Below are 14,847 nucleotides of genomic sequence, written 5' to 3'. Positions count from 1 at the left end.
GTGGCTCGGACGCTCGCCCCCGTCGATCCGGCGGTCCGGACCGAGGGTTTTTGTCCCGTCATGATGAGCGTTCGACATGCTCGTTGCCCTCCCCGCGCAGTTCGGCGTCCCGGGCGGTCCGGAACTCGTGATCATCATGCTGGTGCTGTTGCTGCTCGCCGCTCCCGTCGCGCTCGGCGCCGTGGCCGTGTTCCTCCTCCTTCGCCGTCGGTCGACGCTCGAGGAACGGATCGCGGAACTGGAGTCCGAAGTGGACCGGCTCCGCGAGCGCGTCGAGAACGGGCGATAACACCCGGACGTGCGGTGATTCGAGCGAGCCGAACTCCCTTCGATCGGACCTGTGAACGGCTGACGCGCCCGGCTGGACCGGCTCCTCGCGGCCGCGGAGGCGGGCCCGTCGGCGGCGGACGAGCCGGAGACGAACGAGAAGGAAGGTCCGGAGACGAACGGGAACCGAGTCGGGGACGTCGACGTCGCGGACCGCTCAGTCCTCGAGGCGTTCGAAGACCTCGCCGACCATCTCGCCGGTGTCGTCGATTATCGCGTCCATCTCCTCGTCGTCGCTCGGGAGGCCGAGCAGCCGCGCGATCTTCATGATCGAGACGTGATGGACGACCTGTCTCCCGGGCTCGACCTGTTCTATCACCATGTTACACGGGAACAGCGAGCCGATCCGGCCGTCGGTGGCGTCGAGCGCGCGGTCGGCCACGGCGGGGTTACACGCGCCGAGAACGTAGTAGGGATCGCGGTCGGCGTCGACCTTCTCGTTCAGCATCTCCGAGGGGGAGAACTCGACGGGGAAGCCGAACCCCACGTCCGCACAGACCTCGCGGACGTGCTCGATAGCCGTCTCGTGGTCCATCTCGAGGGTCGTGCGTTTCTCGCCGAAGTCGTCGCCGTCCAGGTCGTCGGGATCGAACGGGAGCGTCATGTGCGACCGTCGGACCGGTACGGACAAAAAGGGTGGCGTGTCGGCCCGTCGCGGGCGCGTCCGGGGGCTCGATCCGGCCGGGACGTTCGGGACCGTCTATTCCGTGGCGACCGGGCCGCTCCCCACCACGTCCTCGACCGCCTCGCGGAACTCGCCGCGGCTCTCGAAGAGCGGGACCTCCGACTCCTCGAGGACGGCGTCCAGGCTCGTCGGTCCGTCGGGAGTCCGGACGGTCGCGTCACCCTCCTGGGCGCGCACGTCGCTTCGGGTCGCGGGCCACGTGAGCCGGGAGGCGACGCGGGCGACCGGCTCGCCCGCGACGACGGGGCCGTCGCCGAGTTCGACGGCGGGCTCGGCGTCCTCTTCGGCCTCCGCGTCGGCCTCCTCGTCGCTTTCGCTCATGGCTCGCGATTCCGGTCGGTCGGTGGTAACGGTTTCGGTACGGCCCCCTTCCTCCTCATCGCCACCCCCGATCGGTCGCGTTCAGTCGCTCCGCGCCGTCGTCCGTGACGACGACCAGGTCCTCGATCCGACAGCCGAACCGTCCCTCGAGGTACACTCCGGGCTCGACCGAGAACACCATCCCCGGCTCCAGCTCGCGGTCGTTGCCCGCCACGACGTACGGCTCCTCGTGGACGTCGAGGCCGACCCCGTGGCCGGTCCGGTGGACGAAGCGGTCGCCGTACCCCGCCGCCTCGATCACCGACCGGGCCGCACGGTCGACGGCCGCCGCGGTGACTCCGGGCTCGACGGCGTCGATCGCGGCGGCCTGTGCCTCCCGGACGATAGCGTGAACCGTCCGGTACTCGTCGGGCGGATCGCCCGTGAACACGAGCGTCCGCGTCTGGTCGGAGGGATAGCCGTCGACGCGCGTCCCGAAGTCGAGGACGACGGGGTCGCCGGCGCGGATCTCCCTGTCCCCGTGGCCGTGGTGCGGCTTCGCCCCGTTCGCGCCCGCGCCCACGATCGTCTCGAAGGAGGTCCCCTCGCCGCCGTGGGCCGCCAGTCGGTCGGCGATCCGGTCCGCGAGTTCGTGCTCGGTCATCCCGACCGCATCGGAGCCGAGCCCCCGGAGGTCCTCGACGGTCGCGTCCGCGGTCGCGGCCGCCGCCCGCAACGCGGCCAGCTCTGTCCCGTCCTTGCGGACCCGGAGATCGGCGAGCGCCTCGCTTGCGAGCCCCCACTCCGCGTCCGGTGCGACCGCCCGGAGGTCCTGAGTGAACCGCGCCCACATCGTGTCGTCGACGAGGAGTCGTCCGTCGCGGAGGTCGTGTGCCTCGAGGAAGTTCCGGACCTCCGTCCGCGGATCGTCGCCGTCGGCCCAGGTCCACACGTCGGCGACGCTCGTCTCCTCGCGGAGTTGGGCCCCGTACAGCGACGGAACGAGCAGGCCCGGTTCCCCCTCCGCGGGGACGACGAGCAGGAAGTGGCGTTCGCCCGGCTCCGTCGCGAACCCGGTGAGATACTGGAGGTTCCGGCTCGGAAAACAGATCAGGGCGTCGGCCCCGATCGCCCGGAGCCGCCCTCCCGCCCGGTCGCGGCGGGCCGCGTACGCGTCGTCGGTCATACGCACCCTCCGCCCGGCGGGAGCATATAAATCAGGGTATGACTACCGCCCCATCAAGCGGGTCGTAACTATAGGGATCTCTCCCCTGATCCGAGCCATGGCGACCGATCACTTCACGTCGTTCGACTTCGGCGGTGGCACCGACCCCTCGACGTTCCGCTGTCCCGACTGTGGCGAGACCGTTCCGTCGACGTCCGTGCCGTACGACGCCCTCGGGTACGCCGTCTGTCCCGCCTGCTCGTACTCGGCCGGTCCCGAAGGCGTCGTCGACGCCTGAATCTCCGGCTCGTCGGGACGGGATCGCGTCGTTTTAGCCCCGCGGCACTCCCCGTTCCCGTATGACCTGGTCTCTGAAGCGGGAGGACGCGACGATCACGGAGTGGGAACGGTCGGACGGGTACGCCACGGTCCGGATCCGCGAGCGCGGCGACGGCCGGTTCGTCGTGCGCCTCGACGTGATGGAGCAGGCCGTCGACGACCGCGCGTACGATCGGGTCGTCCTCGACGAGCGCGCCGCGGCCGAGGAGCGGGCGGCGGCGTGGCGTGAGGAACGCGACCTCGACGATTAACGGGTCGTTATGGCGGGGGTGCCGCCTGGATCGGACGGATCAGGGCAGCTCCACGTCCTCGTTCAGGAACGCCTGACACTCCACGGTCCGTCCGTCGGGGTCAGTCGCGAAGAATTGGTAGATGTCGTATCTCTCATTCTCGTGTGGCTCCTCGTCCGCGGCCTCGCCGAGGCGGTCGTGGGCGTCGTCGACTCCCGCACGGTCCGAGTAGACGAACGTCACGATCCCGCAGTCGTCGGTTCGATCCCGGTCACAGAACCCGACGAGGAGGTTCCCGTGGCGAAGTATCGTGCAGTCCGGCTGGTCGAGCCAGACGTCCATTCCCAGTCGCTCGCGGTAGAAACCGACGACCGCGTCGTGGTTCTCCGTCGCGTAGAAGACGATCCCTGACATGGTACCGTGGGTACGGCGGAGTGACTTAATCGCTCCGCCGAGTCGCACGGGTTCGAGGACCCGATCGGAACGAAGCGATCGGTAGGTCACTCGGGTCCGTTGAGATCCTATTCTTCGAATACAAAACAGAGCGAAACGGCCGAGCGATGAAGGGTGTTGTAGGACGGCTGTTTCGAGGGAGACGCGGGTGATGAGAACGGGATCGTTGCTCGCGCGGTGACCGTCTCCAAAGCCTCACAACTGTCCCTTTGAGTCCCGCCCTCCGCGACCGCACTACCGAAGACGTTCCTGCTCGCTTCGCTGCGCGGGCTGCGACTTCCCTCCACCCGCTCTCTCACGCTCGTGGCACCGCACGGCCCCGCACCTCACGCCTCCCCAGCCTCGTCGGCCGCCCGGAGGCGGCCGACTCCCTCGCGGTCCGGTCGCGGGCCGACGGCCCGCTCCCGGGCGCGCCGATGCCGGACCGGGTCGCGCTCGACGCCCTACCGCTCCGGGTGGGTCGGCGCGTCGAACCCGCCGCGGACGAGCGGCTTCGCGACGTGTCTCCGGGCGCTCGGGGGAACCTCGTACCAGCCCGGCTCGAGTTCCCGGTCGATCGGCTCCTCGACCTTCCCGGGGGCCGTCGTTCCGCAGTCGCGACAGCGGTATCCCTGTCCTCTTCCGGCCGACGACATTCTCCGGTCGCACTCCGGACAGGTCGGCGTGGTCGGTTCCGTCCGGACCAGCTCGCGGGCGGCGAACTTCTCGAGTTTCAGGGTCGCTTCCGGGCCCGACGCCCCCTCGCGGACCTCGTGTTCGCCACACAGCGTCACGCGGTCGCCCGGGCGGAGCGCGCGCACGCGGTCACGGAACCGCCCGGTCGGCGCGAACGCGACCGCCCGGAGGGCCGGACCGACCTCCGCCCCGTCGTCTTCGTCGCCGTCGTCGTCCACGCCGGCGACCGCGACGTGGACGTGACCCCCTCGTTTCGTCTCCGGCTCGTCCGCGACGACGCCGGTCACGCGGTAGCCCGCCCCGTCGCGGAGGTCGCCGAGGGAGCCGTCGGCGAGGTGGGCGTCCGTCCCCTGATTGGTCACGAACGTCGCGGCGCGCTCGACCAGCTCGGAGTCGATCGCACCCGCCACCCGCCGACAGGCGGCCGCGTCGTCGCCGCGGATCCCGTGGAGGATCGGGCCCGGAGCGTTCGGGACGCAGACGACCTCGCCGGTTCCGCGGTCGACGGTGTCCCATACCGCCGGATATCCCTCGTCCGCGGCTTCGAAGACGCTGTCGGCGTCGACGTCGCGGGGCGTTCCGCAGCGGTCCAACTCCCGGTAGGAGATCCGCTCGAACGTCCACTCGTCGTGGGCGGCGGGCGCGCCGACCGCGGCGAGCGCGCCGATCCGTCCGCGACCCTCGGTCTCGTCTCCGTCCGCGCCGCCGGCACCGAACCCGGCGTGGCGGAAGCCGTGGCGGTCCGCGAGCGCGACGCCCTCCGCGAGGTCCAGCCGTTCGCGGAGCGCGCGGCGGGCGAAGGCCGCGACGTCGTCGGGGATCCGCCCCGCGAGGTCGTCCACGCCGTCGGCGAACCCCGCGCCGACGTCGCGGTCGGCGATCTCCACGTCGGCCACCACGACGCCGGGTGAGGTTCGCGGGTCCTCGGCGGCCGCGTACTCCCGGACGGTCTCTCCCGCGATCCGGAACGCCGCGTCGGCGTCGACGCCCGCGACGTGGGTCGCCACCGCGGCGTTCCCCCGCGTCTTGTGTTTCACCGCGGGGTTGAGCCGCACGAGCAGCCGCCGGGACACCCGGCCGCCGGCCGCCTCGAGCCGCTCTCCGAGCCGGACCCCGACGTACGTCGTACACATGCCGCGGTCCCGCGAATCGGTGTCGTCGACGGCGACGATCGGCATGGTCGGGGTTTCGTGCCGGCGGACAAGCCGGTTTCGACCCTTCGGCGGACGGGTTGGTTTCGACCGCCCGCCGCCCGTGGCGGGAACACCTATATAACCGTATCGTCCGCAGTGGTTCGGAAAAACGCAAGGTGGCACGGGTATCGGCGAAACCCGCCGACACAACGTATATATGCTCCGAGCCGCTTATCTCGGGTATGTCCCGGACTGCGCTGATCGAGAACGTCACCGCGATGCTCGAGGACGCGGGGTTCCTCGTCAGCGACCGGTGTGCGGTCCGGCCCAAGAGCTTCGACGTGGCCATCCGGCGCGGCGAGGACCTCCTGTTGTTGAAGATCCTCGGCAACGTCGACGCGCTCGACGCGGCGACCGGCGCGGAGATGCGGCGGCTCGGCGAGTATCTCGACGCCACGCCGATGGTGATCGGGATCCGGACCCGCGACGAGGAGCTGAAGCCGGGCGTCGTCTACTTCAGACACGGCGTCCCGGTGATCAACCCCGACACCGCCTACGAGCTGTTCATCGAGGAGATGCCGCCGCTCATCTACGCGGCCCCCGGCGGACTCTACGTCAGTCTGGACGGCGACCTGCTGGCGGACGAACGCGAGGAGCGCGGCTGGTCCCTCGGCCGGCTCGCGACGGAGCTCGGCGTCTCCCGGCGGACCGTCTCGAAGTACGAGGACGGCATGAACGCCTCCATCGAGGTCGCGATCCAGCTCGAGGAGCTGTTCGACGAGCCGTTCTCCAGCCCGGTGGACGTACTGGAGGGGGCCGACGACGTCCGCGACGCGGACCCGACTCCCTCCGCGCCGGACGCCGATCCGGACGACGAACACGTCGTCCACGTGCTCACCACCGCGGGCTTCACCGTCCACCCGACCGCTCGCGCGCCGTTCAAGGCCGTCTCCGAGGACGACGACGACCCCGTAATGCGGCTGCTCACCGGTCACTCGGCGTTCACGCCCGCCGCGAAGAAGCGTGCGCGGATCATGTCATCCATCGGCGAGGTGGCTCACACGCGATCGGTGTACTTCACCGAGGAGTCCGAGGACCGGGAGTCCGTCGACGGCACCGCGATCGTCTCCTGTGCGGAGATAGAGAACGTCAGCGACCCCGAGACGATCCGCGAACTGATCCGCGACCGCGCGGAAGCCCCGTCGGAAGCGTAGTCGGGTCGCGGGGCGTTCGACCGACCGTCACCGGCCGAGCAGCCGACTGAAGAACCCGCGCTTCCCGTCGTCGTCCTTCCCGTCTCCCTCGTCGCCGTCGCCGCCTTCGTGGTCGTCGCCTCGCTCGTCGCCGTCGCCCGTCTTCCGCTCATCGTCGCTCGCGCCCGTGAGCGCGGTGTCCATCGTTCCGGTGTCGTCGTCGCGGAACGGGACGCTTCCGGCGAGGTCCTCGTCAATGTCATCCCCATCGTCGGCATCGGCGTCTCCCTCGTCGGCATCAGCGTCTCCCTCGTCGTCGGGGTCAGTCTCCGGCTCCGCCTCCCCGATGAGTTCGGCCGATCCCTCGTTTTCATCGTCGTTCTCCGTTGACTCCTCGACGACGGTCTCCGTCTCGGCCACGGCGACGTCGTCGTCCGCAGCATCGTCGGCGTCTTCCTTCGTTCCGGTCCCCTCGTCCGTCTCCGTCTCGTCCGTCTCCGTCCCGGTCGTCGCCACCGACCCCGTCTCCGACGCCGACTGTAGATCCGAATCGGCTTCGGTCTCCGGATCGGTTTCCGAATCCGCATCGAGTTTCGGGTCCGTCTCCATCTCCGGATCCGCATCCGTTTCCGGGTCCGATCCCGTTTCGGTCCCCGTCGCCTCCGGCTCCGCGACGTCGAACCCCGTCAGCATCCGCGTGAGTTCACGGTACGCGCCACTCGCTGGCGCGCTCGGATCGAAGGTCGTCAGGGGCTCTCCGGCCGCGCTCGCGCGGGCGACGGTCGGGTCCTCGGGGATCCGTCCGAGCACTTCCGCCGCGAGGATCTCGTCGACGATGTCGACGGTCGGGTCCTCCGACCCAGCCGTCCCGTCGTCCTCGCCGAGGTCCCCGGATTCGTCCCCGTCGCCGCCGATGCGGGTGATCGCCGCGCCGGCGACGTGGCCGCCGATGCGCTCGGCGAGCTGCCGGGTCTTCTCCGTGTCGCCGAGCGCGCTCCGGTCCGGCGTGGAGACGAGAAGCGTCTCGTCGGCCAGCCCGACGGGAAGCGTCGAGTCGTGTGAGAGCCCCGCCCCCGAGTCGAGGAACACGTACTCGGCGTCCGCGAACGCCTCGACGATCCCGGCGAGCTCGGTCGGATCGGCGGCCGCGTACGCGTCGAGATCGGGATCACCCGGAACGACCCGAAGCCCGGAGGGGCCGTCGTGGACGGCCTCGGTCGGCTCCGCGCGCCCGGCGAGCACGTCGTGGATCGTCGTCTCGCCGGGGACCATCCCCAGCGCGTCGGCGAGGTTCGCCATCCCCACGTCGGCGTCGATCGCGACGACGTCGGCGCCCGACTCCGCGAGGACCGTCGCTATCGCCGCGGTCGTGGTGGTCTTCCCGACGCCACCCTTCGCCGACGCGACCGCATACACCGTTGCCATACCGTCAGGGTCCGGCGACTGGTACTTAAATGTAGGCGGCGAGAGGCGGGACCGCCCGTTCCACCGCGCTCGCCGTTCTCCGCCGGCTCGCCGAGCGGTTCCGCAAACACCTTATACGTCGCTCGTGGACGTTCACGCGATCAGTAGAATGGCGAGACCAGAGGTGCTCGACCGGATCAAGGAGGCTGAAACGGAGGCGGACGAGATCATCGCGGAGGCGGAATCGGACGCCGACGAGCGCCTCGCCGAGGCCAGATCGCGCGCGGACGAGATCCGCGCCGAGGCCGAGGAGGAGGCGGCGGCCGAGGCCGAGGCTCGGCTGGAGTCCGCCCGCGAGGAGCTCGAGGAACGCCGCGAGGAGATCCTCGCCGAGGGACGCGAGGACCGCGAAGCGCTCGAATCGACCGCCCGCGAGCGGGTCGACGACGCCGTCGACTACGCGGTCGAACGGTTCGAGGAGGCGGTGAAAGGGCAGGCGACGGGGGAATGAATGGCGCTTAGACCGGAGCGAATGAGCAAGGTGTCGGTGACGGGCTCGAAGCGCGTCATCGACGACGTGATCGAGGCGGCGTACGACCACCACTCGCTTCACGTCACCGACTACGACGACCGCTACGAGGGCTTCGAACCCGGAACGTCGCTGGAGGGAGCCGAGGACGTCAACGAGCGGCTCGTCACGGTACGCTCGCTCGAGAGCATCCTCGACGTCAGCGCCGAGGACGCCGACGGTCCGGGGAAACTCGGCGACGACGCCCTCACGGCCGAGCTCGAGGAGACCCGCGAACGCGTCAACGAACTCAACGACCGGCGCGACGACCTCCGCGGGGAGATACGCGACCGGCAGGAGGAGATCGATCGGATGGAGCCGTTCGCCGAGCTCGGCATCGAGCTCGACCTCCTCGGCGGGTACGACTCGCTCGAGGTCGTCGTCGGCGAGGCGAAACCCGACGCGATCGAGGACGCCCTCGAGGCGGCCGACGGGGTCGACGCCTTCGAGGTCTTCTCCGGCGGGAACGTCGTGGCCGCGTTCGCCGCGCCCGCCGACGACGCCGAGGCGGGCGTCCTCCAGGACGCGCTCGTGGGCGTCGACGTCGCGTTCCTCGAGGTGCCCGACGCGGACGCGAGCCCGGCCGACTACGTCGCCGAGCTCGAGGGCGAGCGGGCGGACCTCGGAGAGGAGCTCGACGCGGTCGACGCCGAGCTCGAGGAGGTGAAAACGGAGGCCGCGGGGTTCCTGTTGCGCGCCGAAGAGCAGCTCACCATCGAGGCGCAGAAGAAACAGGCGCCGCTCTCCTTTGCGACCACCGAGAACGCGTTCATCGCGGAGGGATGGATCCCGACCGCGACGGTCGCGGACTTCGAGGCGGTCATCGCCGACGCCGTCGGCGACCACGCCGAGGTCGAGGAGCTGGAACGGGCCTCCTTTACCCCCGACGGCGACCACCACGTCGAGGCGGTCGCCGACGGCGGATCCTCGGGCGGCGCGGCGGCCGGGTCGGCGTCCGCGGCGGACGCCACCGACGATGCCGACCGCGAGGCGGCCACGGACGGCGGACACGCGACCCACGGGAGCGACGACCCGCCGGTCGTCCAGGACAACGGGAGCGCGGCCGGTCCGTTCGAGCTGCTCGTTCAGGGCTTCGGGCGGCCGAAGTACTCGGAGTTCGACCCGACGCTTCTGGTCTTCCTCACGTTCCCGCTCATGTTCGGGTTCATGATCGGCGACGTGGGATACGGGGTGTTGTACGCCGCGATCGGCTACTTCCTGTACAGCAACTACGAGGGGACGTTCCGCGAACTCGGCGCCGTCGCGCTGTGGGCCGGCGGCTTCACGGTCCTGTTCGGGATCTACTTCGGCATCGACGTGTTCGGCTACCACGCCTACCAGCTGCTGCCGGGCGACGTCCACTGGCCGGTCGACGGCAAGGGGCTCTCGCCGGCCGACATCGACTGGGCGCTGTCGTTCCTCGTCGCGAGCGTGCTGTTCGGGCTCGCCCACCTGAACGTGGGGCACGTCCTCTCGTTCGTGAGCAACTACCAGCAGCACGACCTGAAACACGCGCTGTACGAGGGCGGCTCGTGGCTGCTGATCCTCAACGGCGCGTGGATCTGGATCTTCAGCCAGCACCTCCCCGGCCCGAAGCCCGACTTCCTCTTCGAGTCGTTCTCGATCCTCACGTTCGGCGCGGTGTCGTTCGCCGGCTTCCCCGTCGCGGTCGGGTACGCCGCCATCGTGGCCATCGTGCTCGGGATCGTCCTGCTCGCGATCGGGGAACCCCCGGAGCTCGCGGAGGTGCTCTCGCCGATCGTCAACGTCATCTCGTACGCACGGATCATGGCGGTGCTGCTCGCGAAGGGTGGGATGGCGCTCGCCGTGAACCTGCTCGCGTTCGGTGCGTACATCGACGAGAGCGGTGAGGGGAGCTTCCACTTCATCTTCAGCGCCGACTACCTGGAGTACGTGCGGAGCCACCCCGAGGACTACGAGCTCGTCTTCGCGGGGATGACGACCGCGTTCGATCCGGCCTCCATCGGGGCCGTCGGGATCCTCGCGCTCGTGGGCGGGATCGTCGTGGCGATCGTCGGCCACGTCGTCGTCCTCGCGCTCGGGATCACGTCCGCCGGCATTCAGGCCGTGCGCCTCGAGTACGTGGAGTTCTTCGGGAACTTCTACGAGGGCGGCGGCGACGCGTACACGCCGTTCGGCTACGACCGGAAACACACCGAGGAGTAGCCGGTTCGTCGACGTCGAGTCACCCGCCGTTTCGGGACGTACCCTCTCCGTTCGTTCGGTTCCCTAGAGCGTGTTCTATCGCCCTTCTGAGTCTCCTCGCGGTGGTTCTCGTCGGTCGTTTTGGGAAGCTTTATGTCCACTGTGGCGGCAACTAGCTACTGTTCGGAGACGAGCAACCGCAACTACTACCAATGCTTGAAGCTACCAACGCACTCGGGAACGCCGTACTGTCCACCGGAGGAACGCTCACTGACCCCAGCGCCGCGGCCGCGCTCGCCGTCGGGCTCGCCGCTCTCGGTGCGGGATACGCGGAGCGAGGTATCGGTTCGGCTGCCGTCGGCGCGATGGCCGAGGACGACGACCTCTTCGTCAACGGGCTCATCCTGACGGTCCTTCCCGAGACGATCGTCATTCTCGCGCTCGTCGTCGTCTTCATCGTCTAAGCGGCACTCCCTTTCACACCAATGAGTTTGGAAACCGTCGTTGAGGACGTTCGAGACGAAGCCCGCGCGCGTGCGGAGGAGATCCGCGAGGAAGCCGAGGCCGAGGCCGAGGAGATCGTCGCCGAGGCGGAGGCCGACGCCGAGCGCATCCGCGAGGAGCGGCTCGCCGAGGTCGACCGACAGATCGACCAGGAGCGCGAGCAGACGCTCTCCTCGGCCAAGCTCGAGGCCAAACAGGAGCGGCTCGGTGCGCGTCGTGACGTCCTTCAGGACGTCTACGACGGCGTCGAGGAGGCGATCGCCGGCCTCGAGGACGACCGCCGGCGCGAGCTGACCGAGGCGGCCCTCGACGCCAGCCTCGCGGAGTTCGACGACGACGCGGACGTCGCCGTCTACACCCGCGCGGAGGACGTCGACCTCCTCGAGGAGCTCGTCGCGGATCGGAACGCGCAGGTCGACGGCGAGGTCGACTGTCTCGGCGGGGTTATCGCCGAGAGCGACACCTCCCGCGTCCGCGTGAACAACACGTTCGACTCGGTCCTGGAGACGGTCTGGGACGACGAGTTGAAACACGTCTCGGAGCGACTGTTCGACCAATGAGCGCCGCCGGCAGCTCGAACCCGGAGTTCGTCGTCGCGCGGGTTCGCGCCCGCCGCGGCCAGCTCTACGGGGACGAGGAGTACCGCAAGTTGGTCCGGATGACGCCCGCCGAGATCGCCCGGTTCATGGAGGAATCGAGCTACGAGGCCGAGATCAACGCCTTGGGGAGCCGCCACGGCGGCGTCGACCTCATCGAGTACGCGCTGAACGCGAACCTCGCGAAGCAGTTCGAGGGGATCCTCGACTGGAGCGAGGGCGCGCTGTACGACCTGATCGCCCGGTACCTCCGGAAGTTCGACGCGTGGAACGTGAAGACCGTGATCCGCGGCGTCTACACCGGCGCGAGCCAGGGGGAGATCGAGTCCGACCTCATCCGGGCCGGCGAGTTCGACGACCGCCGGATCCGGCGGCTGCTCGAGGCGGACTCGATCGACGCCGTCGTCGAGGTCCTCGAGGACACGATCTACGGAGACCCGCTCCGTGACGCGTACGCGGAGTACGAGGAGTCGGACGTGCTCGTCCCCCTCGAGAACGCGGTCGACCGCGTCTTCTACGAGCGTCTCCTCGAGAACCTGCCCGGCGGCGAGCCGATCCGGCAGTACGAGGCGTTCCTCAAGGCGGAGGTCGACTTCCGGAACGCGACGAACGCGCTCCGGCTCGCCCGTTCGGGCGCCGAGATAGACCCCGCGGAGTACTTCATCGAGGGCGGCGAGCTGTTCACCCGTGACACGCTCGCCCGGCTCGCCCGGAACGTCGACGAGCTCGTCGAGTACATCGCGGAGAGCGGGTACGCCGACCAGCTCGGTCCGGCGCTGCGCGAACTCGAGGAGGCGAACAGCCTGATCGCGTTCGAGCACGCGACCGACGCCGCGCTGTTGGCGTACGGCGACCGGCTCGGCACGGTTCACCCGGTGTCGGTGACGCCGGTCATCTCGTACATCCTCGCGAAGGAGCGCGAGGTGGAGAACATCCGCGCCATCGCCCGCGGGAAGGAGGCCGGTCTGTCGGCCGACGACATCGAATCGGAGCTGGTGATAACATGAGCCAGGAGATCGCCGTCGTCGGCAGTCCGGAGTTCACGACGGGATTCCGGCTCGCCGGCGTCCGCAAGTTCGAGAACGTGCCGGACGACGAGAAGGACGAGCGGCTCGACGACGCCGTCGAACGGACGCTCGAGGACGAGAAGACGGGCATCATCGTGATGCACGACGCGGACCTCGATCACCTCTCGCGGGGGACCCGCGAGCGGGTCGAGGGAAGCATCGAACCCGTGCTCGTGACGCTCGGCGCAGGCGGCGCCGGTAGCGGCGGGCTCCGCGACCAGATCAAACGAGCCATCGGTATCGACCTGATGGAGGAGGACGACTAACATGAGCAAAGCAGAATCCACGGAGACCACCGGTGACGGTGTCATCCAAAGCGTGAGCGGTCCGGTCGTGAGCGCTCGCGATCTCGACGCCCGCATGAACGACGTCGTCTACGTCGGCGACGAAGGCCTCATGGGGGAAGTGATCGAGATCGAGGGCAACATCACGACGGTTCAGGTGTACGAGGAGACCTCCGGGGTCGGCCCCGGCGAACCCGTCGAGAACACGGGCGAGCCGCTGTCGGTCGACCTTGGTCCGGGAATGCTGGACGCCATCTACGACGGCGTCCAGCGACCCCTGGACGTGCTGGAGGGCAAGATGGGAAGTCCCTACCTCGATCGCGGGGTCGACGCGCCCGGCATCGACCTCGAGAAGGAGTGGGAGTTCGAGCCGCTCGTCGAGGTCGGCGACGAGGTCGGCCGCGGCGACGTGGTCGGCGTCGTCGAGGAGACGGTCACCATCGACCACAAGGTCATGGTGCCCCCGGACGCCCTCGAGGAGGGTGAGACCGCGGAGGTCGTCACCATCGAGGCCGGCTCCTTCGACGTCACCGAGCCGGTGGCGGAACTCTCCAACGGGACGGAAGTCACGATGCACCAGGAGTGGCCGGTTCGCGAGCCCCGACCCTCCGCGAACAAGAAGACGCCCCGGACGCCGCTGGTGTCCGGCCAGCGCATCCTCGACGGGCTGTTCCCCATCGCGAAGGGCGGAACGGCCGCCATCCCGGGGCCGTTCGGCTCGGGGAAGACGGTCACCCAACACCAGCTCGCGAAGTACGCCGACGCCGACATCATCGTCTACGTCGGCTGCGGCGAGCGCGGCAACGAGATGACGGAGGTCATCGAGGACTTCCCCGAGCTCGAGGACCCGGCCAACGGCAACCCGCTCATGGCCCGGACCTCGCTCATCGCGAACACGTCGAACATGCCCGTCGCGGCGCGTGAGTCCTGTATCTACACGGGGATCACGATCGCGGAGTACTACCGCGACATGGGATACGACGTGGCGCTCATGGCCGACTCCACCTCGCGGTGGGCGGAGGCGATGCGCGAGATCTCCTCGCGGCTCGAGGAGATGCCCGGCGAGGAGGGGTACCCCGCGTACCTCGCCGCCCGCCTGGCGCAGTTCTACGAGCGGGCCGGCTACTTCGAGAACGTCAACGGGACGGAGGGCTCCGTCTCGGCGATCGGCGCGGTGAGCCCGCCCGGCGGCGACTTCTCGGAGCCGGTCACGCAGAACACGCTGCGCATCGTGAAGACGTTCTGGGCGCTCGACGCGGACCTGGCCGAACGGCGGCACTTCCCGTCGATCAACTGGAACGAGTCGTACTCGCTGTACAAGAACCAGCTCGACCCCTGGTTCCAGGAGAACGTCGAGGAGGACTGGCCCGAGAAGCGCCAGTGGGCCGTCGACGTGCTCGACGAGGAGACGGAGCTCCAGGAGATCGTCCAGCTGGTCGGCAAGGACGCGCTGCCGGACGACCAGCAGCTCACCCTCGAGGTCGCCCGCTATCTGCGCGAGGCATACCTCCAGCAGAACGCGTTCCACCCGGTTGACACCTACTGTCCGCCGGAGAAGACGTACCTCATGTTGACCACGATCGAGACGTTCAACGACGAGGCGTTCGACGCGCTGGAGGCGGGGGTCCCCGTCGAGGAGATCATCGACATCGAGTCCGTCCCGCGGATCAACCGGATCGGCGTCCAGGAGGACTACGAGGAGTACGTCGAGGAGCTGAAAGCGGACATCACGGAGGAGCTTCGGAGCCTCTACTGAAC

17 protein-coding genes are annotated in these 14,847 nt (G+C 69.2%); 11 read left to right on the top strand and 6 right to left on the bottom strand.

Going from position 1 to position 14,847, the window contains the following annotated elements; all coding sequences use genetic code 11:
- The first annotated feature begins 76 nt into the window (after positions 1–76).
- Positions 77–289, top strand: coding sequence for a preprotein translocase subunit TatA (locus OKW78_RS12990; protein ID WP_281195584.1), 213 nt, complete (start codon positions 77–79; stop codon positions 287–289).
- 195 nt (positions 290–484) lie between these two features.
- Here OKW78_RS12990 and OKW78_RS12985 read toward each other — a convergent pair whose 3' ends face one another.
- The 3 genes from OKW78_RS12985 to OKW78_RS12975 all read right to left on the bottom strand — a co-directional run bounded on the left by OKW78_RS12985 (position 485) and on the right by OKW78_RS12975 (position 2,498).
- Positions 485–931 (bottom strand): DUF302 domain-containing protein, encoded by a 447-nt coding sequence (locus OKW78_RS12985; protein ID WP_281195583.1) that lies wholly within the window; start codon positions 929–931, stop codon positions 485–487.
- A gap of 96 nt (positions 932–1,027) precedes the next feature.
- Positions 1,028–1,333, bottom strand: a complete 306-nt coding sequence (locus OKW78_RS12980) for a DUF5789 family protein (RefSeq protein ID WP_281195582.1) — start codon at positions 1,331–1,333, stop codon at positions 1,028–1,030.
- A 55-nt stretch (positions 1,334–1,388) separates the two neighbouring features.
- Complete coding sequence (locus OKW78_RS12975; RefSeq protein ID WP_281195581.1) at positions 1,389–2,498, bottom strand: aminopeptidase P family protein; 1,110 nt, start codon at positions 2,496–2,498, stop codon at positions 1,389–1,391.
- 97 nt (positions 2,499–2,595) lie between these two features.
- Here OKW78_RS12975 and OKW78_RS12970 point away from each other — a divergent pair, with 97 nt between their 5' ends.
- A complete protein-coding gene (locus tag OKW78_RS12970) occupies positions 2,596–2,775 on the top strand; it encodes a hypothetical protein (protein ID WP_122104134.1) in 180 nt (59 codons plus the stop codon).
- A gap of 61 nt (positions 2,776–2,836) precedes the next feature.
- Complete coding sequence (locus OKW78_RS12965; protein ID WP_281195580.1) at positions 2,837–3,067, top strand: hypothetical protein; 231 nt, start codon at positions 2,837–2,839, stop codon at positions 3,065–3,067.
- Positions 3,068–3,106: 39 nt separating this feature from the next.
- On the opposite strand, the gene OKW78_RS12960 is transcribed toward OKW78_RS12965, so the two are convergent.
- Positions 3,107–3,460: a VOC family protein gene (locus OKW78_RS12960; protein ID WP_281195579.1), complete on the bottom strand. Its 354-nt coding sequence runs from the start codon at positions 3,458–3,460 to the stop codon at positions 3,107–3,109.
- Between the two features lie 482 nt (positions 3,461–3,942).
- On the bottom strand, positions 3,943–5,352 hold the full coding sequence (locus OKW78_RS12955; RefSeq protein WP_281195578.1) for a tRNA(Ile)(2)-agmatinylcytidine synthase: 1,410 nt from the start codon (positions 5,350–5,352) through the stop codon (positions 3,943–3,945).
- Between the two features lie 197 nt (positions 5,353–5,549).
- Here OKW78_RS12955 and OKW78_RS12950 point away from each other — a divergent pair, with 197 nt between their 5' ends.
- Positions 5,550–6,521, top strand: coding sequence for a transcriptional regulator (locus OKW78_RS12950; RefSeq protein ID WP_281195577.1), 972 nt, complete (start codon positions 5,550–5,552; stop codon positions 6,519–6,521).
- 27 nt (positions 6,522–6,548) lie between these two features.
- On the opposite strand, the gene OKW78_RS12945 is transcribed toward OKW78_RS12950, so the two are convergent.
- Positions 6,549–7,925: a P-loop NTPase gene (locus OKW78_RS12945; protein ID WP_281195576.1), complete on the bottom strand. Its 1,377-nt coding sequence runs from the start codon at positions 7,923–7,925 to the stop codon at positions 6,549–6,551.
- Positions 7,926–8,073: 148 nt separating this feature from the next.
- Between OKW78_RS12945 and ahaH the strand changes: the two genes are divergently transcribed.
- The 7 genes from ahaH to OKW78_RS12910 all read left to right on the top strand — a co-directional run bounded on the left by ahaH (position 8,074) and on the right by OKW78_RS12910 (position 14,845).
- On the top strand, positions 8,074–8,415 hold the full coding sequence (gene ahaH, locus OKW78_RS12940; RefSeq protein ID WP_122104127.1) for an ATP synthase archaeal subunit H: 342 nt from the start codon (positions 8,074–8,076) through the stop codon (positions 8,413–8,415).
- 21 nt (positions 8,416–8,436) lie between these two features.
- Entirely contained in the window at positions 8,437–10,659 is a 2,223-nt protein-coding gene (locus tag OKW78_RS12935; protein ID WP_281195624.1) for a V-type ATP synthase subunit I, read from the top strand.
- Positions 10,660–10,850: 191 nt separating this feature from the next.
- Complete coding sequence (locus tag OKW78_RS12930) at positions 10,851–11,102, top strand: ATP synthase subunit K (RefSeq protein WP_066412079.1); 252 nt, start codon at positions 10,851–10,853, stop codon at positions 11,100–11,102.
- A gap of 21 nt (positions 11,103–11,123) precedes the next feature.
- Positions 11,124–11,702, top strand: coding sequence for a V-type ATP synthase subunit E (locus OKW78_RS12925; protein WP_281195575.1), 579 nt, complete (start codon positions 11,124–11,126; stop codon positions 11,700–11,702).
- Complete coding sequence (locus OKW78_RS12920) at positions 11,699–12,745, top strand: V-type ATP synthase subunit C (protein ID WP_281195574.1); 1,047 nt, start codon at positions 11,699–11,701, stop codon at positions 12,743–12,745. Before OKW78_RS12925 ends, OKW78_RS12920 begins: the two co-directional genes overlap by 4 nt.
- Complete coding sequence (locus OKW78_RS12915) at positions 12,742–13,071, top strand: V-type ATP synthase subunit F (RefSeq protein ID WP_281195573.1); 330 nt, start codon at positions 12,742–12,744, stop codon at positions 13,069–13,071. The genes OKW78_RS12920 and OKW78_RS12915 overlap by 4 nt, the downstream gene beginning before the upstream one ends.
- A gap of 1 nt (position 13,072) precedes the next feature.
- On the top strand, positions 13,073–14,845 hold the full coding sequence (locus OKW78_RS12910) for an ATP synthase subunit A (RefSeq protein ID WP_281195572.1): 1,773 nt from the start codon (positions 13,073–13,075) through the stop codon (positions 14,843–14,845).
- Positions 14,846–14,847: the final 2 nt, after the last annotated feature.

This window comes from Halorubrum sp. F4, assembly GCF_027257195.1.
Lineage (GTDB): Archaea > Halobacteriota > Halobacteria > Halobacteriales > Haloferacaceae > Halorubrum.
This window is presented reverse-complemented; position numbering and strand designations above follow the sequence as displayed.

Excerpts from the sequence above, each read along its gene's own strand:
- OKW78_RS12990 (WP_281195584.1), top strand. The coding sequence starts at position 77 with ATGCTCGTTGCCCTCCCCGCGCAGTTCGGCGTCCCGGGCGGTCCGGAA.
- OKW78_RS12985 (WP_281195583.1), bottom strand. The coding sequence starts at position 931 with ATGACGCTCCCGTTCGATCCCGACGACCTGGACGGCGACGACTTCGGC.
- OKW78_RS12980 (WP_281195582.1), bottom strand. The coding sequence starts at position 1,333 with ATGAGCGAAAGCGACGAGGAGGCCGACGCGGAGGCCGAAGAGGACGCC.
- OKW78_RS12975 (WP_281195581.1), bottom strand. The coding sequence starts at position 2,498 with ATGACCGACGACGCGTACGCGGCCCGCCGCGACCGGGCGGGAGGGCGG.
- OKW78_RS12970 (WP_122104134.1), top strand. The coding sequence starts at position 2,596 with ATGGCGACCGATCACTTCACGTCGTTCGACTTCGGCGGTGGCACCGAC.
- OKW78_RS12965 (WP_281195580.1), top strand. The coding sequence starts at position 2,837 with ATGACCTGGTCTCTGAAGCGGGAGGACGCGACGATCACGGAGTGGGAA.
- OKW78_RS12960 (WP_281195579.1), bottom strand. The coding sequence starts at position 3,460 with ATGTCAGGGATCGTCTTCTACGCGACGGAGAACCACGACGCGGTCGTC.
- OKW78_RS12955 (WP_281195578.1), bottom strand. The coding sequence starts at position 5,352 with ATGCCGATCGTCGCCGTCGACGACACCGATTCGCGGGACCGCGGCATG.
- OKW78_RS12950 (WP_281195577.1), top strand. The coding sequence starts at position 5,550 with ATGTCCCGGACTGCGCTGATCGAGAACGTCACCGCGATGCTCGAGGAC.
- OKW78_RS12945 (WP_281195576.1), bottom strand. The coding sequence starts at position 7,925 with ATGGCAACGGTGTATGCGGTCGCGTCGGCGAAGGGTGGCGTCGGGAAG.
- ahaH (WP_122104127.1), top strand. The coding sequence starts at position 8,074 with ATGGCGAGACCAGAGGTGCTCGACCGGATCAAGGAGGCTGAAACGGAG.
- OKW78_RS12935 (WP_281195624.1), top strand. The coding sequence starts at position 8,437 with ATGAGCAAGGTGTCGGTGACGGGCTCGAAGCGCGTCATCGACGACGTG.
- OKW78_RS12930 (WP_066412079.1), top strand. The coding sequence starts at position 10,851 with ATGCTTGAAGCTACCAACGCACTCGGGAACGCCGTACTGTCCACCGGA.
- OKW78_RS12925 (WP_281195575.1), top strand. The coding sequence starts at position 11,124 with ATGAGTTTGGAAACCGTCGTTGAGGACGTTCGAGACGAAGCCCGCGCG.
- OKW78_RS12920 (WP_281195574.1), top strand. The coding sequence starts at position 11,699 with ATGAGCGCCGCCGGCAGCTCGAACCCGGAGTTCGTCGTCGCGCGGGTT.
- OKW78_RS12915 (WP_281195573.1), top strand. The coding sequence starts at position 12,742 with ATGAGCCAGGAGATCGCCGTCGTCGGCAGTCCGGAGTTCACGACGGGA.
- OKW78_RS12910 (WP_281195572.1), top strand. The coding sequence starts at position 13,073 with ATGAGCAAAGCAGAATCCACGGAGACCACCGGTGACGGTGTCATCCAA.